General features: G+C 71.3%; 8 protein-coding genes and 1 tRNA gene. 5 read left to right on the plus strand and 4 right to left on the minus strand.

Annotated elements, in window-relative coordinates; genetic code table 11:
• Nucleotides 1–98: 98 nt before the first annotated feature.
• The 3 genes from AOJ26_RS19315 (at nt 99) to AOJ26_RS19325 (ending at nt 3544) form a co-directional block, all read left to right on the plus strand.
• Nucleotides 99–356 carry an acyl carrier protein gene (locus AOJ26_RS19315; protein WP_053849565.1) on the plus strand — a complete coding sequence of 86 codons (258 nt, stop codon included), beginning with the start codon at nt 99–101 and terminating at the stop codon, nt 354–356.
• A 90-nt stretch (nt 357–446) separates the two neighbouring features.
• Nucleotides 447–2300, plus strand: coding sequence for an asparagine synthase (glutamine-hydrolyzing) (gene asnB / locus AOJ26_RS19320; protein ID WP_053849566.1), 1854 nt, complete (start codon nt 447–449; stop codon nt 2298–2300).
• A gap of 8 nt (nt 2301–2308) precedes the next feature.
• Nucleotides 2309–3544 (plus strand): FAD-dependent monooxygenase, encoded by a 1236-nt coding sequence (locus AOJ26_RS19325; protein ID WP_053849567.1) that lies wholly within the window; start codon nt 2309–2311, stop codon nt 3542–3544.
• Between the two features lie 7 nt (nt 3545–3551).
• Here the strand turns inward: AOJ26_RS19325 and AOJ26_RS19330 are convergent, their stop codons facing one another.
• Nucleotides 3552–3836 (minus strand): DUF6059 family protein, encoded by a 285-nt coding sequence (locus AOJ26_RS19330; protein WP_143663495.1) that lies wholly within the window; start codon nt 3834–3836, stop codon nt 3552–3554.
• Between the two features lie 148 nt (nt 3837–3984).
• On the opposite strand from AOJ26_RS19330, the gene AOJ26_RS44930 reads away from it, so the two are divergent.
• Entirely contained in the window at nt 3985–4110 is a 126-nt protein-coding gene (locus AOJ26_RS44930) for a hypothetical protein (protein ID WP_256979425.1), read from the plus strand.
• Between the two features lie 4 nt (nt 4111–4114).
• Here the strand turns inward: AOJ26_RS44930 and AOJ26_RS19335 are convergent, their stop codons facing one another.
• Entirely contained in the window at nt 4115–5638 is a 1524-nt protein-coding gene (locus AOJ26_RS19335; RefSeq protein ID WP_053849569.1) for an FAD-dependent monooxygenase, read from the minus strand.
• Nucleotides 5639–5901: 263 nt separating this feature from the next.
• Nucleotides 5902–5986 (minus strand) — tRNA-Leu (locus AOJ26_RS19340).
• A gap of 160 nt (nt 5987–6146) precedes the next feature.
• On the opposite strand from AOJ26_RS19340, the gene AOJ26_RS19345 reads away from it, so the two are divergent.
• Complete coding sequence (locus tag AOJ26_RS19345; protein WP_053849571.1) at nt 6147–6575, plus strand: PAS domain S-box protein; 429 nt, start codon at nt 6147–6149, stop codon at nt 6573–6575.
• Nucleotides 6576–6642: 67 nt separating this feature from the next.
• On the opposite strand, the gene frc is transcribed toward AOJ26_RS19345, so the two are convergent.
• Nucleotides 6643–7899 carry a formyl-CoA transferase gene (gene frc, locus AOJ26_RS19350; RefSeq protein WP_053849570.1) on the minus strand — a complete coding sequence of 419 codons (1257 nt, stop codon included), beginning with the start codon at nt 7897–7899 and terminating at the stop codon, nt 6643–6645.
• Between the last annotated feature and the right edge of the window lie 76 nt (nt 7900–7975).

Consider the following 7975-nt stretch of genomic DNA (forward strand, 5'->3'; position numbering starts at 1 on the left):
CTTCAACTCCGCCCTGGGCTTCCTCTCCGCGTGAGGCGGTCGCGTCCGCCCCCCCCGGGCGGGCGGACGCGACCCCCTCACCCGGAAAGGAAACCCACATGACCACGTTCGAGATCAAGGACCTGGTTCAGCTGCTGCGCGAGTGCGCGGGCGAGGACGAGGAGGTCGACCTCGACGGCGACATCCTCGACCTCCAGTTCACCGACCTCGGATACGACTCGCTCGCCCTCTTCAACACGGTGAGCCGCATCGAGCGCGACTACTCCGTCGAACTGCCCGACGACGTGGTCGCCGAGATCAGGACGCCCCGGCAACTGGTGGACCTGGTCAGCACGGGGCTCACCGAGCGGGTGTGACCGCCCGCTCCTACCGCTCGTCGCCCAGGCACCGCCCGGCCGCACGCGGACGGCGGTGCCTGCCGACGACTTCTTCCGAGGGAGACAGCGATGTGTGGCATCACAGGATGGATCGACTTCGAGCGCGACCTGACGCACGAATCGGCCCGGGCGGGTGCGATGACGGGGACCATGGCCTGTCGCGGGCCCGACGCCGAGGGACTGTGGATCGACGGCCACGCGGCGCTCGGCCACCGGCGGCTCGCCGTGATCGACCTGGAGGGCAGTCGCCAGCCCATGACGGCCGAGGACGACGAGGGCCGCACCCTCGCGTCCCTCACCTTCTGCGGCGAGATCTACAACTACCGTGAGCTGCGCGCGGAGCTGTCGACCCTGGGCCACCGGTTCCGGACCGCCGGCGACACCGAGGTGGTGCTGCGCGGCTATCTCCAGTGGGGCCCGGATCTCGCCCGGCGGCTGAACGGCATGTTCGCCCTCGCGATCTGGGACACCCGCACCGAGGAACTCCTGCTGCTGCGCGACCGCATGGGGGTCAAGCCCCTCTTCTACCTGCCCACCGAGCACGGCGTCCTCTTCGGTTCCGAACCCAAGGCGATCCTGGCCAACCCGCTGGCGCCGCGCCGGGTGTCGGCCGAGGGCCTGTGCGAGATCCTCGACATGGTCAAGACCCCCGAAGCCGCCGTCTTCGCGGGCATGTACGAGGTGCGGCCGGGCCAGTTCGTCCGGGTCGGACGGCAGGGCCTGCGCAAGCACACGTACTGGCGCCTGGAGGCCCGCGAGCACACCGACGACCTTCCCACGACCATCGCCACGGTACGGGAGCTGCTGGAGGACGTCGTCGCCCGCCAGCTCGTCTCCGACGTACCGCTGTGCCTGCTGCTCTCCGGTGGCCTCGACTCCTCCACCGTCACCGCTCTCGCCGCCCGCGCCTCGGCGGCCCGCGGACTGGGAGCCGTACGGTCCTTCTCGGTCGACTTCGCGGACGCGGCCGACCGGTTCCAGCCCGACGCGGTGCGCGGCATGCGCGACACCCCCTTCGTCCACGACCTGGTGGACCACGTGGGAACCCGGCACACCGAGGTCGTGCTGGACAGCGCCGGGCTGGCCGAGCCCGCCCTGCGCGCCTCGGTGCTGCGCGCGGTGGACCAGCCGCCGGCGTTCTGGGGCGACATGTGGCCCTCGCTGTACCTGCTGTTCCGCTCGGTGAAACAGCACTCCACGGTGGCCCTGTCCGGCGAGGCCGCGGACGAACTCTTCGGCGGCTACCGCTGGTTCCGCAACCCCGCCGCCGTCAAGGCGGACACCTTCCCCTGGCTGACCTCGGGCTCCGCCCGCTACTTCGGCGGCCTGGCGCTGCTGGACAAGGGCTTCCTCGACAAGCTCGACCTCCCCGGCTACCGCCAGGACCGCTACCAGGAGGCGCTCGCCGAGGTGCCGCGGCTGCCCGGTGAGAGCGCGGACGACCGGATGATGCGCAAGGTCGGCTACCTCAACCTGACGCGTTTCGTGCAGACCCTGCTGGACCGCAAGGACCGGATGAGCATGGCCGTCGGCCTGGAGGTCCGGGTGCCGTTCTGCGACCACCGGCTCGTCGAGTACGTCTTCAACACCCCGTGGGCGATGAAGTCGTTCGACGGGCGGGAGAAGAGCCTGCTGCGGGCGGCGGCCGCCGACCTGCTGCCCCGTTCGGTGCTGGAACGGGTCAAGAGCCCCTACCCGGCCACCCAGGACCCCATCTACGAACAGGCCCTGCGCACCGAGCTGGCCGACGTGCTCGCCGCCCCGGACTCCCCCGTGGCCCCCCTGCTCGACCGGTCCCGTGCGGCGAAGGCGCTGGCCGGACCGCTGGGCGACGTCAGCCGGCCGTACGACCGCGGGAGCCTGGAGATGGCGCTGTGGCTCAACGCCTGGCTCACCGAGTACGACGTCACCCTCGACGTGTGAGGCGCGCGGTGACGGAGACACGGACCGACTTCTGCATCGTCGGCGGCGGACCCGCCGGACTGACCCTCGCGCTGCTCCTGCTGCGTTCCGGAGCCCGGGTCACCGTCGTGGAGAAGCTGCGGTCGCTGGACCGCGAGTACCGCGGGGAGATCCTCCAGCCGGGGGGCCAGCAACTCCTGGCCGCACTGGGCGTCCTGGACGGCGCGCGGGCCCGGGGCTGCCACGAGCACGACCGCTTCCTGCTGGAGGAGAAGGGCCGGGTCCTGATCAACGGCGACTACCGCCGGCTGCCCGGCCCCTTCAACTGCCTGCTCAGCATCCCGCAGCGGCACGTCCTGGAGGAACTGCTGGAGCAGTGCTCCCGCTACCCCGGCTTCGCCCACCTGGGCTCCGCCCGCTGCACCGCGCTGATCTCGGACACCCGGCAGCGGGTGCGGGGCATCCTCGGCCGCGGTCCGGACGGCGATCTGATGGTGCACGCCCACTGCGTCATCGGCGCGGACGGCCGGTACTCGAAGGTGCGGCAACTGGCCGGGGTGGGCTACGACCGGTTCGAGGACTTCGACCAGGACGTGCTCTGGTTCAAGCTGAGCTCCGAGGGCCCCGTACCGACCGACGTACGGATCTTCCGCGCCGGCGGCAACCCGGTTCTGGCCTACGCCTCCCACCCCGGGCAGCTCCAGATCGGCTGGACTCTGCCGCACCACGGGTACAAGGAGCTCGCGGCCCGGGGCCTCGACCACATCAAGGCGCGGCTCGGCGCGGCCGTACCGGACCAGGCGGAGCGGATCGACGCGGAGATCACCTCGTTCAGGGATCTCTCGCTGCTCGACGTCTTCTCGGGCGTCGCCAGGGAGTGGACGCGGCCGGGGCTGCTCCTCGTCGGGGACAGCGCGCACACGCACGGCCCGATCGGCGCCCAGGGCATCAACCTGGCCGTTCAGGACGCCGTGGCGGCGCATCCCGCCCTCATGTCGTCGCTGCACGGCGGCGGGGACGGGTCCGAGCCGCTGCGGCGGTATGTGGCGGACCGCCGGCGGGACGTGCAACGGATCATGAAGATCCAGGCGATGCAGGGCAAGGTGATGCTGTCCGCGGGAGGCCTCGCGTCGGTGGTCCGCCCGAAGGTGGCGGCCCTCGTCTCCCGCACGCCGGCCTACCGGGCCGTGCTGGACCGACTGGCCTTCGGCAACCGGGAGATCGTGGTCCGCGAGGAGCTGTTCCGCCCCGTCCCGTCGGCCTGACGCGTGTTCACCTCGCGCGCCGCCGGGAGCGGGCCGGGAACAGGTCCCGGTCGAGTTCGCGCTCCAGCGGGCTCAGCGGAAGTTCGGGGCAGAGCCGCTCGGGATGACCGTCCGCCGGAGGGGCGAGGGGAGCGGGCGGGGCGTCCTTCTCCGCCTGCCTGCGCCGCAGTTCCGCCATCGCCTCCCAGGCGTCGGGGGCCGCCAGGTGGAGGAATCCGAGAGCCACGAAGGAGCGCACGAGAGCCCTGCCGAGAGATTTCAGGACCGTCCCGCGAGGTGAGAACCCGGCCATGCCCACTCCCCTGTCGTCGGTCGGTCACGCACACGGACAGCGTGGCGACCCCGTGTCGGGGACGGCTGGACGATCGTCAGCGGCTCGTTAGAGCCCGGCCGTACGGGACCTGCCCGTACGGGTGGCGCGGAGCATCGGAGGAGTTCGGATGGACGAGGCCCTCAGCAGCGACGACAGCCCGGCCCGCGGTCAGGAGCCGGTGCAGCCGCCGCCGCTCCTGCTCGCCGGGGACGACGACGAGGCCGAGCCGCACATCTGCCGCGGCATCGACTGACGGTTCACCGCGCCACGGCCTCCTGACGGTCGGACGGAACGAACCACGCGCGCAGCGCGCGCTCCAGACCGTCGGCGTCCGCAGGGCCGTCCGTCCCGGCGGCCCAGGCGATCACTCCGTCGGGCCGCACCAGCAGCGCGGACAGGTCGTCGTACTCGATCGCGGCCACGCGAGCGGTGCGGAGGACGCCGTGCCAGGGCCGGGCCGCCCGCTCCACCTGGGGCTGCCCGGTGTGGACGAGGACGGGTCCGCCCTGCTCGGCGAGCCGGGCGAGGGTGGTGGCGGCCGTACCGTCGGACGCGGCCGGGCGCAGGTTCAGGTCGGGGCAGTGCGCACCGGTCAGCCGGTGCGCGTCCGGGCCGGCGTGGGGCAGGGCGTAGCGGGTGTCCAGTCCGCTGAGCAGCCGGCCGAAGTAGCGGTTCACCTCGGGGATGTCCATGAGGTCGGAGACGATGTCCCGCAGGGCGTCGGTGTGCGGTCCCGGCCGCATCAGCGCGGACTGGGCCCGCGTGTTGTGCAGTGTGGCCTCCGCGACGGGTCGGCGTTCGGCCGTGTACGTGTCCAGCAGTCCCTCGGGGGCCGTGCCCCGCAGGGTCGCCGCGAGCTTCCAGCCGAGGTTGGCGGCGTCCAGCAGGCCCAGGGTCAGCCCTTGACCGCCGTTCGGCGAGTGGACGTGCGCGGAGTCGCCGGCCAGCAGCACCCGGCCGCTGCGGTACGACGGGACGAGGCGGGCCTGGTCGGTGAAGCGCATGGCCTGGTGGACCGCGGTGACCTCGACCTCGGCGCCCGCCACCCGGCGCAGACTGGCCTCCAGTTCCTGTGCGGTGACCGGTGCCCGGGTGTCGGTGCGAACGTCCTCGAAGTCGAAGGTGCCGACCATGCCCGGGGCGTGGAACAGGGTGCCGGTCGGGGTGCGTCCGGTGGGCGGCAGCCCGGCGGGGCAGACGACGTCGGCGCGCGCCCGGCGGGCGACCATGAGGGGCTCGGTGCCGGGGAAGGCGAAGCCGGTCAGCTTGCGGACGGCCGAGCGCCCGCCGTCGCAGCCGATCACGTACGCGGACGCAAGGCGCCGTTCCCCGGCGGGGGTCCGGCAGGTGACGGTGACCCGGTCCGCGCTCTGCTCGACGCCGGTCACGACGTGTTCCCGGTGGGCGCGGACCCCCAGGGCTTCCGCGTGGTCGGCGAGTACGCGCTCCAGGTCGGGCTGCCAGATCAGCGCGCCCGCCCGGTCCGGCTCCTCCTGGAGCTGCTGGTCGATCTTGTGGATCCAGGCGAAGTGGCCCTTCTCGCTGCCGTGGTCACGTCTGCGGTCGGAGAGTCCGCGCGGCTGGTGCGCCCGCAGCGGCTCGTCGAGGCCCCGGCGCCGCAGTGCCTCGGCCGCCAGCGGGCCGATGCCGCGTGCTCTGGGTTCCGCGGACGGCTCGGCCAGTTGCTCCACGAGCAGCGGACGCACGCCGTGCAGCCTCAGCTCGGCGGCCAGCATCAGTCCTGCCGGCCCGGCGCCCACCACGATGACATCGGCGTCCATCTTCCCTCCTCGCACGAGTGGTTCCCACGATGAGCCGCCGGACCCCGGGCACCGCAGCGAACCGGTCATCGTCACCCTGGCGGGTTCGCGCGGGACCTTTGATCGAGCGCGAGCGACCCGGGACGAGGTGTCGCCGGTGCGCAGCGGCCCGGGGCGCCGGTCCTGAGGACGCTCGGTCCTGCTGCGGACGGGAGTCGGGGACGGCTGAAAACAGAAAATGTGCCGACCGAAGTTCGGCCGACACAGGGGGTGTGCGATGTGAGTGTCCGAGGGGGGACTTGAACCCCCACGCCCGATAAAGGGCACTAGCACCTCAAGCTAGCGCGTCTGCCATTCCGCCACCCGGACCAGGTGTCTGCCGCCTTGACGGGGGTGTTCCCCGCGGCGACATGGACAACAATACCAAGCTTTCGGAGTGGCCTTCACCTGCATATCCCTCCGGAGAGAGGCCATGCCGACAGTATTCTGTATACTGTTGACCACCAAACGGCCCCTGCTCGGAGGCGACATGGAAGATCTGGATTCCGCGGTGGTGCTGGGCATGTCGGACCAGGCACCCGACGGCATAGTGATCATCGACAGGGACGGGCTGATCCGCTACTGGAACCGGGGGGCCGAGCGCATCTTCGGGTTCTCGGCGGCCGACGTGGCGGGGCGGAGCCTGGACGTCATCATTCCCGAGAGGCACCGCAAGCGGCACCAGGAAGGCTTCGACGCGGCCATGGAGCGGGGGTCCAGCAAGTACGGCGACGCCGACCTGCTGAACGTGCCCGCGCTTGCGGCCGACGGCCGCAAGCTGTCCATCGAGTTCAGCGTGGTGCTCCTGTCGGGCCCCGACGGCAGCCCCTACTGCGGTGCGGTCATCCGGGACGTCACCGCGCGGCGCGAGCGGGAGCGGGAGCTGATGCGGCGCCGGGCCGAGACGACGACGGTCTGAACCCCGCCGGACCGTGCGGAAGCGGCCGTGACCTCCGGGTCACGGCCGCTTCCGCGTCGGCTCCGCGTCAGACGATGACGCCGCTCTCCTTGAGCCGGCCGATGGTCTCCTCGTCGTAGCCCAGCTCCACCAGGACCTCGGAGCTGTGCTCACCCAGCAGCGGGGCGCCGACGATCTCCGGCTTGAAGGAGGAGAACTTCACCGGGCTGCCGACGGTCAGGTACGTGCCGCGGCCCTTCTGCTCCACCTCGACGACCGTGCCGCTGTTGCGCAGGTCCTGGTCGTAGGCGATCTCCTTCATGCTCATCACCGGGGCGCAGGGCACCTCCCACTCCCGCAGGATGTCCACCGCCTCGTACTTCGTCTTGTCCGCGAGCCACTTCTCGATCTCCTCGAAGATCTCGAAGATGTGCGACTGGCGGGCGCGCGCGGTGGCGTACTCCGGGTCCTCGGCCCACTCGGGGTGGCCGATCACCTCGGCGGTGCGCTTCCAGTTCTGCTCCTGGACGGTGAAGTAGATGTACGCGTTCGGGTCGGTCTCCCAGCCCTTGCACTTGAGGACCCAGCCGGGCTGGCCGCCGCCGCCCGCGTTGCCGCCGCGCGGCACCACGTCGGTGAACTCGCCGTTCGGGTACTGCGGGTACTCCTCCAGATGGCCGACCCGCTCCAGGCGCTGCTGGTCGCGCAGCTTGACCCGGCACAGGTTGAGCACGGCGTCCTGCATGGAGACGGACACCTTCTGGCCCCGGCCGGTCTTGCCGCGGTCGATGATCGCGGTGAGGATGCCGATCGCCAGGTGCATCCCGGTGTTGGTGTCGCCGATGGCGGCGCCGGAGATGGTGGGCGGGCCGTCCCAGAAGCCGGTGGTGGAGGCGGCGCCGCCCGCGCACTGGGCGACGTTCTCGTAGACCTTGAGGTCGTTCCAGGACGACTGGTCGTTGAAGCCCTTGACCGAGCCGAAGATCAGGCGCGGGTTGAGCTCCTGGATGCGCTCCCAGGTGAAGCCCATGCGGTCCAGGGCGCCGGGGGCGAAGTTCTCCACCAGGACGTCGGCGTCCTTGATGAGCTTCTCCAGGACCTCCTTGCCCTCGGCGGTCTTGGTGTTGATGGCGAGGGAGCGCTTGTTGCTGTTGAGCATCGTGAAGTAGAGCGCGTCCAGGTCCTCGATGTCCCTGAGCTGACGGCGCGTCACGTCACCGCCGTTGGGGCGCTCCACCTTCAGGACGTCGGCGCCGAACCAGGCGAGCATCTGCGTGCAGGCGGGACCGGCCTGGACCCCGGTGAAGTCGATCACCTTGATTCCGGCGAGCGGCTTTTCACTCATGTGTGCTTCCTTTTCGTGAACGTGCGCGTACACAGCGGGAGTTCGGGACGTGAGGGGGGAACTCGGGGTGCGGGGG

Source organism: Streptomyces sp. NRRL B-24085 (genome assembly GCF_001282115.1).
GTDB lineage: Bacteria > Actinomycetota > Actinomycetes > Streptomycetales > Streptomycetaceae > Streptomyces.